12 protein-coding genes are annotated in these 14301 nt (G+C 51.6%); 6 read left to right on the top strand and 6 right to left on the bottom strand.

Going from position 1 to position 14301, the window contains the following annotated elements:
* Positions 1-4: 4 nt before the first annotated feature.
* The 6 genes from EAH73_RS21765 (at position 5) to EAH73_RS21790 (ending at position 8030) form a co-directional block, all read left to right on the top strand.
* On the top strand, positions 5-967 hold the full coding sequence (locus EAH73_RS21765; RefSeq protein WP_140469545.1) for a tyrosine-type recombinase/integrase: 963 nt from the start codon (positions 5-7) through the stop codon (positions 965-967).
* A 504-nt stretch (positions 968-1471) separates the two neighbouring features.
* Positions 1472-3034: a GMC oxidoreductase gene (locus EAH73_RS21770; RefSeq protein WP_140469546.1), complete on the top strand. Its 1563-nt coding sequence runs from the start codon at positions 1472-1474 to the stop codon at positions 3032-3034.
* Between the two features lie 6 nt (positions 3035-3040).
* Positions 3041-4000, top strand: coding sequence for an aldo/keto reductase (locus EAH73_RS21775; RefSeq protein ID WP_140469547.1), 960 nt, complete (start codon positions 3041-3043; stop codon positions 3998-4000).
* Positions 4001-4052: 52 nt separating this feature from the next.
* Positions 4053-5372: an O-antigen ligase family protein gene (locus tag EAH73_RS21780; protein WP_140469548.1), complete on the top strand. Its 1320-nt coding sequence runs from the start codon at positions 4053-4055 to the stop codon at positions 5370-5372.
* Positions 5356-6819: a lipopolysaccharide biosynthesis protein gene (locus EAH73_RS21785; protein WP_140469549.1), complete on the top strand. Its 1464-nt coding sequence runs from the start codon at positions 5356-5358 to the stop codon at positions 6817-6819. The genes EAH73_RS21780 and EAH73_RS21785 overlap by 17 nt, the downstream gene beginning before the upstream one ends.
* A 50-nt stretch (positions 6820-6869) precedes the next feature.
* On the top strand, positions 6870-8030 hold the full coding sequence (locus tag EAH73_RS21790; protein ID WP_140469550.1) for an acyltransferase family protein: 1161 nt from the start codon (positions 6870-6872) through the stop codon (positions 8028-8030).
* Between the two features lie 46 nt (positions 8031-8076).
* On the opposite strand, the gene EAH73_RS21795 is transcribed toward EAH73_RS21790, so the two are convergent.
* The 6 genes from EAH73_RS21795 to EAH73_RS21820 form a co-directional block, all read right to left on the bottom strand.
* Entirely contained in the window at positions 8077-8949 is an 873-nt protein-coding gene (locus EAH73_RS21795; RefSeq protein ID WP_140469551.1) for a glycosyltransferase family 2 protein, read from the bottom strand.
* Positions 8921-9400 carry a glycosyltransferase gene (locus tag EAH73_RS21800; RefSeq protein WP_140469552.1) on the bottom strand — a complete coding sequence of 160 codons (480 nt, stop codon included), beginning with the start codon at positions 9398-9400 and terminating at the stop codon, positions 8921-8923. The genes EAH73_RS21795 and EAH73_RS21800 overlap by 29 nt, the downstream gene beginning before the upstream one ends.
* Entirely contained in the window at positions 9397-9861 is a 465-nt protein-coding gene (gene pssD, locus EAH73_RS21805; protein ID WP_140469553.1) for a PssD/Cps14F family polysaccharide biosynthesis glycosyltransferase, read from the bottom strand. Before pssD ends, EAH73_RS21800 begins: the two co-directional genes overlap by 4 nt.
* Before the next feature lie 14 nt (positions 9862-9875).
* The gene (locus tag EAH73_RS21810; RefSeq protein WP_140469554.1) at positions 9876-10934 is read right to left on the bottom strand and encodes a glycosyltransferase family 4 protein; all 1059 of its coding nucleotides are present in this window, start codon (positions 10932-10934) and stop codon (positions 9876-9878) included.
* Between the two features lie 65 nt (positions 10935-10999).
* Positions 11000-11986: a glycosyltransferase family 2 protein gene (locus tag EAH73_RS21815; RefSeq protein WP_140469555.1), complete on the bottom strand. Its 987-nt coding sequence runs from the start codon at positions 11984-11986 to the stop codon at positions 11000-11002.
* 38 nt (positions 11987-12024) lie between these two features.
* The gene (locus tag EAH73_RS21820; RefSeq protein WP_140469556.1) at positions 12025-14301 is read right to left on the bottom strand and encodes a GumC family protein; all 2277 of its coding nucleotides are present in this window, start codon (positions 14299-14301) and stop codon (positions 12025-12027) included.

Below are 14301 nucleotides of genomic sequence, written 5' to 3' on the forward strand. Positions count from 1 at the left end.
TCGCATGGGAAAAGAGCGCACGCTTTCGATTCTGGTTAACTCCTCCGGAGCTCTGGCCGACCTGGCCGTGCACACCTCGCGCTACGTCGAGGCCGGGCTCAGCGGGGCGGCCAATACGGCCAAGGCCTACGCCGGAAATTTGAAACGTTTCGGGGCTTGGTGTGCCGCGCACGGCTTGGATCCGCTGCCGGCGTCCGTGGACACGCTCGCCGGCTTCGTCACCCACCTGGCCGAAACTGGCAAGAAGGTCTCGACCGTTCAGCGCCACTGCGCGGCCGTGGCCAAGGCCCACGCGCTGCGCGGCGCGGATTCGCCCACCGACGACAAGAAGTTCAAGTTGCTGATGGAAGGCATCGCCCGGCTCAAGGGCGTGCGGCAGAAACAGGCCCCCGCCTTTACGCTGGCCAACTTCAAGCGCACGGTCAAAAGCATCGACGGCCAGACGCTGGCCGGGCTGCGCGACCGGGTCATTCTGCTGCTGGGCTTCACCGGGGCCTTTCACCGCTCGGAGTTGGCGGCGCTGAACGTGAAGGACCTGGCCTTTTCGGAGGAAGGGCTGGTCGTCAACCTGGCCAAGAGCAAAACCAACCAGCTGGGCGCGGCCGAGGAAAAGGTCATCCTCTACTCGCCCGACGTCAAACTCTGCCCCATCCGCACCTTGGAGGCCTGGGTCAAGCAGTTGGGCCGCACCCAGGGACCGGTGCTCGTGTCCTTCCGCAAGGGCGAGCGGCTCACCGACCGGCGGCTGACGGACAAGCACCTGAACCTCATCGTACAGCGCTACCTGGGGCCCAAGTACTCGGCGCACTCGCTGCGCGCCTCGTTTGTGACGGTGGCGAAACTGGCCGGGGCGGACGACTCGGAGGTGATGAACCAGACCAAGCACAAGACCAGCGAGATGATTCGGCGCTACACCCGCCTCGACAACGTACGCAAGCACAATGCCGCGCAGAAATTAGGCTTGTAAGGTCCCCTATCCAAGAAAGTACATTGCCAGCACGTTATACCCTTCCCTAAGTGGGACAGCCGGTTGGCAATAGGGAAAACCCATCTGCGCCGGTGCAAGGACCTTTCAATGCGGTAGACAGTCGTCAATCACTCAATGGCGCTGCAGCAGATACAACTCAGCGCGTCAACGTTCGCCGTAGATAACGGCAGTACTATTGTTGGATATTCAGCAACATGGTGATAACTTTCCACCGTGAATTCATATAAAAAATGAAATAAAGGGTTATTGCTACAAATAGTCCTAAACATCCTGCTTACACTTCGCCGATTTATTATTTCCTTGACCTCAATTTTTTTACTATTCGCAGCATGCATATTCTTTGCTTAGCAAGCTTACGGTGCAGCACTAACAAGACCCATTATTTATTACTAGAGCAAAATTATTGGTCAAAAAATTAATGTCATCTCAAAAATGATGGGCCCCTAATGGATTATTGTTTACGGGTCCCATGATAAAAATTATATGTTCGCTGATTTCAATGAAGAGATTGCCCCTGAGTTTTTTAAAGCTGATATATGCATCATTGGCAGTGGCGCAGCGGCATTAGCCATACTTACCCGCTTGTATGCGACAAACCGACGAGTGATTGTGCTTGAAGCGGGCGGGGAGCAAATCACTCCTGAAAATCAGTTACTCTACGATGTCATCACGCCCTATCATCCTTTCGAAGGGGCTCGGACGGGGAGGTTTCGGGTGTTTGGCGGATCCACTACCCGCTGGGGCGGTCAGGCGCTGCCGCTTGACCGGCTGGATTTCAAGCAGCGTGGTTGGGTCTTGCACAGTGGGTGGCCTATTTCTTACGATGCAGTAGCGACCTACTACCCCGAGGTAGACCGCTTTCTAAACGTGGAACCGGTGAGCTATTTTGCAAATGCGTGTGCCCTGTCCAACGAGGAGCCGCTGGTGGCCGACGCCCACCTAGAGCTTCGGTTTTCAAAGTGGAGCCCAACCCCTAATCTCCGCAATCAATATCGTGAGCAAATCAGTAAGTCTGGCAACGTAATGCTTGTCAAAAATGCCAGTGTTACGAACCTTCAACTAACTGATGATCAAAAAAATGTACATAGCATAACTATTAAAAATCAGGCGAATAAGACAGGTCGGGTGCACGCCAAGCAGGTGATACTGGCTTGTGGCGGAATAGAAAACGCGCGCCTGCTGCTTGCCTCTAATCAGCAGCTTGCTCATGGCATCGGTAACGCCAAAGACATTGTGGGCCGCTACCTGCAGGACCACCCAAACGCCGAAGTTGGCACGCTGCTTCCCGGCCGCCACAAGCAGCAGGCGTACTTAAACTACTTCTACGTTAAAAAAACGCGCATCCTGCCGCGGCTGTTCCTCTCGGAAGATTTTCTGGCTAAGAACCGCTTGCTGAACGTCAACGCTTACGTCCAGTACCAATCGGCGGCAGATGATGCCTTCTCGATTGCGAAAGAGCTGTACCGCAAACAGGCTAGGGGAGAACTATCGCTGCAGGAAGCGAAGCTGGCCATGCGGCTCGTGAAGCGGTTACCGCAATTAATTGAGACGGCCAAGCAATACTATTTTCACCGGAAAGTGTACACACCCCAGGGAATTGCCAGGGTGAATGTGATGATGGAAACGCCGCCTTCCCCGGACAACCGGGTGTGCCTAAGCAGCGAACTGGACAGCTTGGGCATTCCCAAAGCCGTTATCAAGTGGCAGGTAGACCCGCTCGTGCGTCAAACCCTGCTTGCGTGCACCGGCCTGGTGAGAGAATACTTTGGCCGGGCCGGCCTTGGTGAGCTGCAACTGGATGACTGGTTGAGCCGCGATGAGTGGGCCGCTCACATCAAAGATGCGAAACATCACATTGGCACTACCCGCATGGCTAGCAACCCGGCCGAAGGGGTTGTGGACGAGAATTGCCGGGTACACGGGGTGACCAATCTGTACATCGCGGGGAGCTCCGTGTTCCCCACTAGTGGCCATTCCAACCCCACCGCTACGCTGCTGGCGCTGGCTCTGCGCTTAGCCGACCACCTCCTCACTCTGCCCAACTAGCGCATAATGATTGACTTGAACCTACTGCGCACCCAGCGATTTTTGGGATTAGGCTGCTCCACCTTCGGAGGCAGCGCGGCGACCGGCGTGGCCAAGATTTCGCTGGCGAAGGCCTTCGACCAGGGCATCGTGTACTTCGACGTCGCTCGTTCCTACGGCTACGGGCAGGCTGAGGGCATTGTGGGACAGTTTGCGCAGGGCAAACGCGATAAAATGATTATTGCCAGCAAGTTCGGTATTTCGCCGCCACCTATCCCTTTTAAGTCGTTGGTACTATGGGGAATGCGTAACATTCGAAAAGCATTGCCAGCCTCGCGGCAAACACTGGCCAAGGCCGGCGTCAACGCACTGACTAAAACGCAGTTCACTCCGCAAGCAGCTCAAAGCTCACTGCAGACCAGTCTGCGGGAGTTGAAAACCGATTATATCGACCTCTTCCTGCTTCACGAAAGCTACTATGCCGATTGCCTGCGGGACGATATCCGCGAGGTACTGGAGAGAGCGAAGGAAAAGGGACAAATCCGGGCCTGGGGTGCAACGCTCGGTGAGCGAGGCTGCTTACAACGGCAGCTCAGCAGCTCACCCTTACTTGAGGCCGTGCAGTTTCCATTCGGGCAGGATACCACTTACGCCCAGGCGTTGGGATCCGCTACGGCCATTCCAATCGTTTACTCCGTGCTCAACTACTATAAATCGAGCGGTTTGTTGGGACGGGGTGACGTGCTGGCCGAAATCAAGGCAGATTTTCCGGGGCTGCATTTCATCAATACCCTGCCCGAGCTACTACTGTACCTCGCCTTCCACCAACTGCAGGCGGGCGTGATGCTGTCATCAATGACAACGGCCAATAATATTGACCGGAATATTTTCTTATTTACGGAGTGTACCAGGGCCTCACCAGCCGAGATGCAAGCTGTGCAAACCCGCTTAAAGTCCGCTATGCACTTGGCGCCGGAGATGGTGTAACGCATCAATTAGCCTCCACGCCTAAAGCTTAGCACGGTCCCGCATCCTGCCCATGAATAATAATGATCTGACCCTCTACCTAGCCGCCGGAACCTGCTTAGGTTTCGGAATACGTTATTTATATCGAAAAAGCTTGGAGCAGTGCTTGCTCTTCATTTTGTATGGCTTGCCCGTTATGGGGCTGTTAGCCACGAAAACAAATTGGGGCGGGTTCAAAACGTTCGATGTCCTGAGTTTAGGGTGCCTCCTGTTGTTTCCCAAGGATTTCATTCAAGGGCTGTCTACATTTTCCAAGACCACAGCTATAGTCTTTCTAGTCTTCGTAGTCTCGCTTCTGTTGGGGAGTCTGGCTTCAGAATTTCCCAAAGCGTCAATGCTGGCCTTGCTTCAAGTCATCCCAGCGTTCGTGTATTGCCGGTTCGTCGTGCTGGCTTGCGCCAAAGATCGAACCTTTTACGCGCGCATGCTACGCGCTTTGCAATTCAGCAGCCTGGTATTGTTGCTCTTTATCGCTGTTCAGTTAGTTGTCGGCCTGTCGTTTACCTTTTACCCGATTCTCAACCAGAATACTTTCGACCCACAAAACAATACTGTCAGGTACCCGGGCTTCTTCCACGACTCACAGGCCAACGGGCAATTCCTCGCCATGACGGGCTTCTTATTTCTTTATGCCGGTCGTGGCGAGATCCAGGTGGCCAAACGGCTGCTCTACCTGGGACTATTTCTGGTTTGCGGCGGCGGCGTGCTACTATCGGGTAGCCGGTCGGCTTTGGTGGGCTTGGTGGTGGGCTTGGTGGTGCTGTTTTTGTGCAGTGGCTGGCGCAAGCAAACCTACGCATTGGTCTTTGCACTTATTGCCGGCAGCATTTTCGCGTTGGCTAGCCCCAATTTATCGGTTTTAAACCGAACGGCCAGCATTGATGAAGATTATAAGTTTCGGCGGAGTGTGTGGCTCGAAGCCATCGATATTGCCCTTGATAACCCACTGCTGGGAATTGGCATCGGCAATTTTCAGGCTTATACGGCCATTCATAAACAGGAATTATACTTGGAAATAGACGATGAAATTGTCTATTTTGACCAGCCGGAAAATGGTTATCTAAAAATCCTGGCGGAAACAGGATTTATCGGATTTGTTTTATTTCTGTCTTTGGTGCTAGCACCAATCATTAAAGCACTCTTGGCTTTCATCAGAGGCCGACAGGATTTCAATATTGTATTCATACTGGCGGCAATCACGAGTTGGTTAGCCGCATTTAATACGGTCTATTCGCTCTTTGACAGCCGCATTACCATCATGGTTGCTACGTTACTGGCCCTACTCATTACTCATCCAACCAAACTGGCTTTACCCGATGAGCAAACTACTTGACTTACGGCAACGAATACTGCAGTCGCCACTGCTAATAAACAGCGCTTGGGGTATTTTAGCAAATCTTCTCCAAACGGGTTTAACGAGTGCTTTTTTCGTCATACTCGCCCGTAATTTTCCAGCCAATGAGTTCGCGCAGTTTCTGATTGCCAATACTGTGTATCAACTGGTGGCTGCATTTTCCTCGATGGGACTTAGCCAATGGTTTATTCGCGATTACGCATCGTCTGAAAATAAAAACAACCTAACCGTTGAGTACTTAAAAATTCAACTTATTCTCGGGCTGATATTTTACGCGGTTAACGTAGCCGCCGCCTTTACTCTATATCCTGACGGTACCATACGCGTGCTTAGTATAATATTGGGTTCAAACATCGTTTTTGATAATCTCATCAATGCCATAAAAAGCCTAAACATTGCCGAGTTCTTGCAAAAAAAGTCGGCCAATATTTTATTAATTGATGCGCTGCTCAAGCTTACGGTAGGCAGCCTATTATTTATCTATGCGTTGCCAATAACTGCCATTGCTACCTTGTTGGTAGTAGTTCGTGCGATTACAGTTAACGTATTTATCAGAATCGGGTCGGCTGCTAATGTCACATTAGTTGATGTATTGCGGCGCAATGTCAGCTTTGAACATTTACGCAATGTATTAATTGGTAATTGGTATTTCGTAGTAATTGGGAGCGTATCGGTGGTGTACTGGAGTATAGCAAATATTATCATTTCCAAAATGCTAAGCTTAGCGGATGTCGCCAATTACGAGATTTCGTTTAAGATTTTTTCAGTGATGATGTTATTGCCTATCGTTGCTTCCGGCAGTATTTTTCCACGCTTTATTACGTTATATAAAGCGGCACAATTAAATGAACTACGCCGCTTATTTAATAATATCCAACAGGCTTACATATCGATTTCAGTGCTTATCTACGCTTTTGTTATTTCCTTTTCGCAGTTTTGGCTGCCATTTATATTCGGACGCAATTATACTGAAGCTGTTCCGTGCGTTAACCTGATGTTTCTGACCTTTTTGCTTTTTCCAACGGTTCTCCTGCAAGCCAATCTTATCGTGGCCATGAAAATGGAGAAAATGGACATGATATTCAATCTCTGCAGCCTGCTGTGCAATTTTGGGGGCTGCCTTATTGGCTTGACGCTTTACCGGTCACTGTCCGTTGTCAACTACTCCATCGCAGGCTCTTTTTTGGTTTTCCACCTTTTGCAAGATGTGCTACTGATCAAAAAAGGTTTTTCGACGTGGTTAGCAACTGCCCGTTTCTATGCCAGCATATCAGCATTTGTATTACTGTATCAATATTCCTTGCACTATACCCGACCCTGGGTAGCCTTTTTAGTCATTAGTATGAGCATCATACTGTTTGCGTTAAGCGCACTTGTTAAATCCGGGGTGCTGAACTCAATTAAACAGCCGTTAGCTAAAGCCTAGCTCACAGCGCGGCGCCTACTTTGGCTTGATCCCGGGCAGCAACTACCACTATGGCGCAAAGTCTACGCAAAGGTTCAAACAAGCTGGTCGCACTGGAAGGAATCCGGGGCGCAGCTGCCGTCTACGTGGTGATTCACCACATGTTGGGTTCCACAATGCTTAAAGACGTGGCCCCCGCCTTGCTTCGGGCACCGTTCCGATTTGGACAAGAAGCCGTCATCATTTTCTTTCTGATGTCAGGTTTTGTAATTTATTTAGCTACTTATAAAAAGCCGGAAATAACTTTTAGAGAGTATTTTTTTAAGCGCTTTTTCAGAATATATCCTGTTTTCTTAAGTACGCTGGTTATATCTCTGGTAATTTGTTTTTGGAATGCTGAAAGTCTGAGTAAAAACGATCTAGTTGATTTAATAGGTAATGTATTCATGCTGCAGGACACTGGCAGTAAACCAGGCACTTTCGTATACCCTTTCCTGCATAACCACGCCTTGTGGTCGTTATCGTACGAGTGGTGGTTCTACATGCTGTTTTTGCCTATAATGCATCGACTGGCTTTCCTGCGACGGTGTTATAAATACACTGGGCCGAGCATTTATCCGGTAGGCGTTATTTCCCTACTAGCGTATACTACCTACCTTTTTTTTCCAAACCATATGTTGCTGATCGTCAGTTATCTGGTTCTTTGGTGGGCCGGGGTTGCGTGTGCTGAGATTTACTGCCAGGGCGAGAAATTCAGTTTCCAGGCGCTGAAGCCCGTTTACCTCTGCTTGTTGTGTATGACGGCGATAACGCTCATTCCTATGCGGGAGCTCATTATTAGCAAAGGGTCTACCCTTGACGTTAATGTTTACCCGTTCATTGACTTTCGCCACTACCTGTTCGCCGTCTTAAGCGTATTCGTTATTCAGCACAGCGCTTTGCTCAAAAACCTGAACTTATCAGCGCCGCTGCGCTGGTTTTCCTCCTTGGCCAGCGTATCGTACGCCCTTTACTGCGTGCATTTTCCTGTTTTTCGCCTTGCTCTGCCCCGCGTGCACAACTTAGTGTTGGAATATGCGCTAAAGCTGGTAATAATTGGGTTACTCGCTTGCCTGCTGGAAATAAAATTGCAGCCGTGGTGGAACAAGTTAGCAGCGCGACTGGAGGGACCTAAAGTTGTAGTTCCTGCTGGGTGCACCGCTAGCGCACGTTCCCAAGCGAATAAAGCTTGATATTCAGAGTGCTGATGTACTCGCAGGGAAGGGCTGCACAAAGGAATTACCCCCTATGAAAGACATTGTCTTCCGGCTGGCGTAACTCCTCGAATCCCCGAGCCGGCCGCCATAGTAATTTGTGCTTATAGAAGAAGTAAGCCATGCTCTTTGCATGATGCCACAGCAACACATTGATTCCCTTAGTACTGGCTCGCTGGTGGTCGTGAATGCACACGGCTTGCGAACAGTATACTACGGTGAAGCCGGCCGTCCAACACCGAAGGCACAGGTCAACATCTTCAACGTATAGAAAAAACTTTTCGTCGAATCCCCCTAATTGCTGGTAAACGCTGCGACGTAGCACCATGGCTGCCCCCAGCGCCCAATCGATAAGCTGCGTTTTGCTTTTATCGAATTCGAGCATTAAGTACTTTCGGATGTACTTGTTCGTCCACTCATCGTTGGCCCACGACAAAGTTCGTAGCGCCAGTACCTTAAGGTTGTGAAACCGCCGCACGGAGTATTGGTAAGTCAGGTCGCTGTTCAATAATTTGGGGCAGACAATGCCCACACCGGGATTGGACTCATGAAACTTAATCATTTCATCGATGGCTCCCGGTAAGATGACCATGTCGGGGTTGCAGATGAAGAGGTACTGCCCGGAAGAAACGCTAACGCCTTGATTGTTATTGGCCGCAAAGCCCCGGACCGTGTCGTTTTGATAAATGATGACCCCTGGGTAATTAGCAGCAACATATTCCACCGAGCCATCCGTCGAGCAGTTATCTACTAGAATGATTTCGTGCGAACGAGTAGTCTTTCCTTCACCAAGCAACGAGTTGAACAAGTTTTTCAATTTGCTCAGATGGTTCATGCCCACGATGACAATTGATAACTCAACGCTCAACTTATTTGTGACGAACGAGTTGGTTGACATAGCTTTCAAGGATGGAGGGAATTGTGGATGTCAGGGTATTCAGCTGGAATTGGTGTGCCTCCGGCTGCAATAGAACTTGCTCGAGTTGGGTCAGCTGATCAACGTGGTAGATTAGCCCTAGGCTATGTAGTTTGATTACCAGATCAGCTTGATTATTAACTGCTTCGCTGTCCTCAAGCCGACGGGGCACTACAAAAATTGGCTTGCCGAGCTTCAGCGTTTCGCTCAGCGTCCCAAAGCCCCCGTGCACGATAAAGGCACTGGCCCGTTGGTAGTACTGCTGCATCTCGTCCCTGGACAGCCACGCTTGGTAAGCCAGATGCTGCGGCTTGAACTCCGAGCTGCCGGTTTGGGCGAAGAATTCCAGCCCCGTGCGCTGCGCGATCTGGTCGCATTCCCGCAACAGCCGGTCAAAACCTTTATTGGCGGTACCGACGGTTACGAATATCATAGTAGTGGCCCTCCGTAAATCGCGCGTGGATAGTGCGTCTTCAGTTCCTGCCACTGAATGATAAATAAGTCCGCGAAGCGATAGATCAGCCTACCGGTCAGCGATGGCTGAGTAACGTTAGCCCCTGACTCGATGAACACAACCTTTTTGCCGAAAAGCTTTGTGATCAGCATAATAGATAAGGTTACATCGGCACCCGTCGAAATAATTAGGTCAGGCTTTTCTTTCGCGTACACGGCCAGCGACTGCACAAAATTTATCAACAGCAGCCATAGCCGTCGAGCCGCCCAGCCGTGCTTAGGGTGCGCCACGTAATGCACCCGTGCGCCCCCGCCAGGAGGATGCTTTTGCCGGTACGTCACGTAAAAAAATGAATGCTGCCCCTGGCCCACCAATGTTCTGCAGGCATTCATCGCCTCCAAATAATGGCCGCCGCCGGAAAATACAATCCCTATTTTCATGGTTCCTGCGCGAATTATTTCAGCGAATTGTAAAGCTCAGCGAGCCGCTCTTTATACCTGCGCAGTTCAAAACCCTGCCCCACGCGCTGCTTGGCATTCGCCGACATTTGCTGGTAATGACGCGGGGCAGCCAGTAAGCTGGTTATGCTTTTCAAAAGCGCTGCTTCATCGCCAGGGGCCACCAGCAGGCCATTTTCGCCGGAGGTCACCACGTCGGGGATCCCGCCCACTGGGGTAGTTACCGGCACCAATCCGTAGGCCATGGCTTCGAGCAGCGCCATGGGCAAGCCTTCGTTGAAGCTGGGCAAAACAAGAATGTGCCCCTTGCGCAGGATTGAGTCCTTCTGCTCGTTGTTGATATGGCCCATTATTACCACGGCATCTGACAAACCCTTGTCGGCAACTAAGGCGCGCACGGCATCGATATCGCCCTGCCCGGCGATGTAGAGCCGGCACCGTGGGTACTGCGCTACCAAGGCCGGCAGGACATTCATGAGATTATAAAACCCTTTTCGCTCTTCAATGCGCGCTAGGTACACCAACACAATTTCCTCTCCGGATAAGGACTTGGCCACTAAATTTTTAGGCAGCTGAATAGCGTTGGGCAACAGCACCCAATTAGCGCGTGGTGCTACCGACCGGTACCATTGCTGCCAGCTGGTGGACAGTACGATGTTGGCGTCGGCCGCCGCGAATATGCTGCCCATAAGCCGTTGCTGCCAGGCTGACCGTCCATTGTAAAACAAGTGAAAATCGGCAGCGTGGTTATGCAGGATTACTTTCTTGCCAAAGAGCCGGGCCACGTAAACCATGCCCCCAGTTAGCCAGAAGTTGAGGTTAATAGCGTGATGAATATGCACGAGGTCGGACCCGGGCAGCAGGAAAAGAAAACGTGCATACGCCAACAACCAGCCCCGCAGCTTCTTAACCGCCGGAAAGTTGTCCCCAGTCGTGTAGATGGGCCGGTAACGGACCCTCTGTTTGAGAAAGTCCGATTCCAGCAACTGCTTCATGATCGTTACCACGCCCGACCTGGAAGTATGAATGTTTTCGCCGACGAAAAGAATTTGCATGAATCAAGCTATGGTACCGTCCCAATGGGTGCAGCTTTGGCATTGCATCAAACTTGTTGATGGATTTACCGGGTTTTTTTCCCAGCTTCGGTAGAAAACCAAAAGCAGTAGGAGCGCAGAAAAAAGTTGTATAGCAAAGGATTAAGCATGAATAGCTTAAATGCATATTTTTGCTTAGGTGCAACATACTTTAGCTGATTCACGGAATCGGCATAAGCAGCCAAGTTGCGGGAAACCTGCTGGTAGTAAGCGTCGTATTTGACCTTTGATGCCAGCAGAATCATGTTTAGAATCGAAAGGTGCGCGCCAAAGTCCAGCGCCCTAGCCTCCTCGAGATGAGCGGGTGAGTCTTGCTGAATGGCGGCCAGTATCCTTTGGGAAACCGCAATGCTTTCCATCTGCGCCGCGTTGAATTTTGCCATGCTTACCGAATTATCCCTTTTGATGTAGTGATATTTCGGGTTGTTGGTAAACCCCACTTTATTTGCCTGCGAAAGGACTCGGAATACGTAGTACAAGTCTTCGTTTATCCGGCCTTCGAAGGCAATGCTTTTGGCTAAAGCAGCCACGTATATTTTGTTGTTGGCGCTCCATTCCAGTACGCCGGTCAGCATGGCGGAAAGCGCTTCATTCCGGTTAAAGACCTGCACTTGATGGCTGGCAGCCTTCTCGGACACGCTGCCCGCGTGGAAAACCTTCATGCCGCAAACCGATACATCTGCCTGCGTGGCCAATGCATTGGTTATGAGCAACTCGTACATATCCGGCTCAATTAAGTCGTCGCCATCGATGAACCCAATGTACGTGCCCTCGCTAAGCCGCAAGCCCGTATTTCGGGCCTGGGATACGCCCTGGTTTGCTTGGCTGACCACCCGTATCCGGTTGTCCATAGCCGCGTAATAAGCACATCGTTGCGCGCTCTTATCCGTCGAACCATCATCGATCAGCAACAGCTCAAAGTCGGTGAATGACTGCGCCAGAATGGACGTAATTGTCCCATCAATGTATTCTTCCTTGTTGTAGACTGGAACAATGATGGAAAGAGCAACCATAGGACAAATTGTAATCGCACGAGCAACTGCGCAGGCGTTTAAGACACAGGGTGCGCACGCGGCTGGTAATAGCTTTCGTCGTACTGGTAACCGTAGCCGTGCTTGGCCTTGTTGATGCCGTTGAAGACGAGATGGAATTCCTGAAATTCTTTGCTAACCGTTAGGCGCCGAATGAAATCCAGTTCTTCGACGGGGGTCACGCCTTGCCGTACCACATACAGCGCCAGATCGGTACATGGCGCCAGGATACGGGCGTCACTCACCAGGTGTACTGGCGGCGAATCGATGATGACTTCGTCGTAGCGCTCGCGCAACTGAATGATTAGCTCCGCCGTGGCCGGGCCTTCGATTAGTTGGGCGGGGTTGGCAGTGGGCGTTCCGCTACCAATGAAGTACAGGTTCGGGTGTCCCTCAACCCGTTGAGTGGCCTCTGCGAGTGTTGCTTCACCTGTCAGCAGCTCACTGAGCCCGGGATGCGCTGCTCCAACCAACTTTGTCAGGCTGGATGCCCCGGGCCGCCGCAGGTCGAATTCGCAAAACACGGTTTTACGGCCTGAAGCCGCCAGGGAAACGGCCAGATTGGTGCTCACAAAGGTTTTGCCCTCGTTGGCAATACTCGACGTTACCAGCGTAACCCGATCGGGCCGCTTGCCCATCGGCAATGTGCGCAGCACCGTGCGCAAGACGCGAAATTGCTCGGCGATAACACCTGAAGGGTGGTCGGAAATCAATCCGTTCCGAAGCTTGCCTGCCTGGTTCACTTCTGCTAAAACAGAAACGGCCAGCCGGCGCTCTATTTCATCCCGAGACGTAACCCGCACGTGCGGGTACTCCCGGATCAATGCAATGAGCAGCGGAAGTCCCACGCCCAGCAACACGGCCAGGGTTAGCACCAGGGGTTTCTTCGGCCACACTATTCCGCCCACAAAGGCGGCATCTACCACCCGCACGTCAGCCGTGGCGGAAGCGTATTTCAACGATAACTCCTCCCGCTTTTGCAACAGATAGGTGTATAGGTTCTCTTTAATCGCCTGCTGGCGTTTGATTCCTCCCAGCTGCCGCTCTTGTCCAGGCATGCTCCGGATGTTACCCGAAATGCTGGATTTATAGCTTTGCAGCTGCTCACGGGTACTCAGCAGCGAAGTCTTGATGCCTTGCACGTTGTTGCGGATGGCGTTGCGGGTTGACGCCAGCTGGCGGTCCAAAGGCTCAAACAACGGGTTGCCGGCCGGGGTAGTAGCCAGCAGCTTTTCCCGCTGCAGCTGCAGCTGCGAGAGCTTCTCAATAAGGCTGTTCAAGCCCAGGTCGGTAATGCCGGCAGTGGAAGGCGCCTTTTCATCGGCTTGGCCTGCAACTAGGTACCGTTCGAGGCCCGCTATGACGTTCAGTTGCACGTTCACCTCGTTCAGCCGGTTGCCATTCGCCTGGTTATTCTCCAAATATATCTGTGACTGCGACGAGAGGTCCGTCAAGCCGCGTTGGCTTCTGTAGCTCTCCGTTTCTCGCTCGTAAGCATTAAGCTCTTTGGTAATAGAGCTGAGACGCTCATTAATAAAACTAATTGTAGACTGCGAAATACGGCTTTGCTCGGCGACGGACGCGTCATTGTATGCCTTGGTTAGGTAGTTGAGCATGTCTTCGCCGCGGCTTGGATTGCTTTCGTTCACCGTCAGGCTGAGCGTCGGCGCCTTCTTGCTGAGCATCACGGCCTCAATGCCCTTTTGGTAGCGCTCCGTTACTTTATCTGGGTTCTGTAGTCCAATCTTAATAGTCGCCCCGAGGTACTGCCGTACTTGAGCGGTCGGCTCCAGGCGCCACGTTCCGAAATCACTCCGTACAGTTTCCCCCATGCGGAACGTGCGCGCAGTATTGCTCGCTTCCTCCAGTGTGAATGAAGTAGGATTGACAAGATGCAGGTACAGCACCCGGTCTTCAACGCCATCGAAAGGCTGCAGGAGCACGAGTTTTACGGGTGCGTCCCGGTATAAATCGCGGGTGAAGAACCCGGTTTTGAGCTCGTAAGAAATTGCCAGGCCAAGCTCGTCCACTCCCTGCCGAATGAGGCGGCGCGATTTCAGGACTTCTATCTCAGTTTCGATAACTTTTGGTGAGGTCACCAGCTCTATCTCTTGCAGCGTAGACTTCTTTGGCACGGTGGTTTCGTCCTGAATAGCCAAGGTCGATTTAATCTGATAAACCGGCTTGACGTAGCGTAAGTAAAACAATGCTGTCCCCAACGCCATAAGCAAGCTCACCGCGAAAAGCGGCCAGTAGCCGATATACCGGCGAATAGAAAAGCTATCAGTTGTCAGCAT

This window comes from Hymenobacter nivis (genome assembly GCF_006439025.1).
Lineage (GTDB): Bacteria > Bacteroidota > Bacteroidia > Cytophagales > Hymenobacteraceae > Hymenobacter > Hymenobacter nivis_A.